Genomic DNA, 1,437 nt, shown 5'->3' on the forward strand with positions numbered 1-1,437 from the left:
CTAGTAGTACTTCGTTAGGTCGGGGCGGGCTGTCTAGCGCGGCTTGTGGATCTTCTTGTGGGAAGCGGGCGTTGGCAGGTGCGGCAAATACCGGTCCAGCAGCTCAGCAGGTCCTGGAGCTGGTCGAGGACCTGGTAGAGGGTCAGGCCGGCGCTTGAGCTTTTGGGTCGAGTCGGCGGAGGGTGAGGAAGGCGTGGGCGGCGGTGACGAGGGTGACGTGGTGGTGCCAGCCGCGCCAGGTGCGACCCTCGAAGTGGTCCAGGCCCAAGCCGTGCTTCATCTCGCGGTAGTCGTGCTCGATGCGCCAACGCATCTTGGCCAGGCGAACGAGGTGGCGGGTCGGGGTGTCGGCAGGCAGGCTGGTGAGCCAGTACTCGGTGGGCGCCTTCTCGCCGGTGGGCCACTCGCTGAGCAGTGTGGCCGCGGGCAGGACGCCATCCCATGTGCCCGCTCCGCCGGCCTGGGCCATGGCGTGGGTGCGGGCCGCGACACCCGCCGGCCGCACCGTGAGCACCCGGAGTCGGGAGCGCATCGGACCCTTGGAGCCGTGGCGCCACGTGCACTGGCGGAAGGCCTTGCGTCCACCGTCGGTGGCCAGGGCCTGCAGCGAGCCGGGCTTGGTCCGGTAGCGCGAGGCTGGTTTGCGACCGTTTCCGCTCCAGGCCGGGGCGGTGGGAACCGCGTCGTGTGGGTGGGCGGACTCATCCGATCGGACGGCCACGACGAAGTCCAGCCCGCGTTCCCCCAGGCCCTGGCGGAACGCGGTGATCTGGCCGTAACCGGCGTCGGCGACGATCACTTTCGGCTCCAGGCCCCAGGTGATCGCCTCGTCGATCAGGTCCAGGGCCAGGCGCCACTTCTCGCGGTGCCCGACCTCCTCGGGCATCCCGGTTCGCGCCCGGCGTTCGGTGTCGTCCTGCCACTCGGCGGGCACGAACAGGCGCCAGGAGATCGGCACGGACGCGGTGTCCGAGGCGGCGTGCAGACTCACCCCCACCTGGCAGTTCGACTGCTTGCCCAAGGCTCCGCACCACTGCCGGGCCACCCCGACCGACATCCGCCCGTCCTTGGGGAACGACACGTCGTCGATCACCCACACCACCGGATCGACCACCGGAACCGTCTTGCGGGCCACGGCCCGCAGAACCGCCGTGTGGTCCCACGGCGACTGGTTCACGAACTGCTGCAGGGCCTGCATGTCCCCGTCCGGCAGCCGCTCGGCCATCGGCTGGATCGACTTGCGGCGACCGTCCAGCATCAACCCGCGCAGGTAGCAGTCACCCCACCCGCGTGTGTCCTTCCGCGACACCGAGGCGAACACCTCGGCCACAAACGCGGCCAGCTCGCCACGGAGTTGCTCGATCTCCCCCAAATCCACGCCGACAGGATGCCCGACTCGCAGACCAAGATCAAGTTAAGTTAACGAAGTACTACTAG

General features: G+C 69.0%; 1 protein-coding gene. It reads right to left on the reverse strand.

Annotated features, from left to right (window positions below; all coding sequences use genetic code 11):
• Positions 1-142: 142 nt before the first annotated feature.
• Positions 143-1,378, reverse strand: coding sequence for an IS701 family transposase (locus tag ACFV1W_RS40640; protein ID WP_380422615.1), 1,236 nt, complete (start codon positions 1,376-1,378; stop codon positions 143-145).
• Between the last annotated feature and the right edge of the window lie 59 nt (positions 1,379-1,437).

The organism is Kitasatospora sp. NPDC059648, from assembly GCF_042734825.1.
In the GTDB taxonomy this organism is placed as follows: Bacteria; Actinomycetota; Actinomycetes; order Streptomycetales; family Streptomycetaceae; genus Kitasatospora.